The 260-nt window shown below is 44.6% G+C and carries 1 pseudogene; it reads right to left on the reverse strand.

Features of this window, described 5'->3' with window-relative positions:
* Positions 1 to 260, reverse strand: a pseudogene (locus tag AAEZ02_RS22825) (MBL fold metallo-hydrolase); the annotation flags it as partial.

Genomic DNA, 260 nt, shown 5'->3' on the forward strand with positions numbered 1-260 from the left:
GATTAAAGTCGAGCGGATGGCGTCCTTGGGCCAGTTTTCTTTTGGCTTCGTTGTCCCATAATTTTTTGAATTGACTATACTTTTGGGTGAAGTTAGCCGCCATGGGGGAGTCGACGATAATGTCGATGTTTTGCCACATTGGGTTGTGCTTATTACGGTAAATAATCTGTTCAAATTCGTACAGTAGCTCTTGGGTTCTGCCGATGCTAAATGCGGGGATGAGTACCACTCCATTATCTTTTACGGCTTTCTCGATGAGG

The sequence above is a fragment of the Shewanella sp. T24-MNA-CIBAN-0130 genome, assembly GCF_040310185.1.
Taxonomy (GTDB): domain Bacteria; phylum Pseudomonadota; class Gammaproteobacteria; order Enterobacterales; family Shewanellaceae; genus Shewanella; species Shewanella psychromarinicola.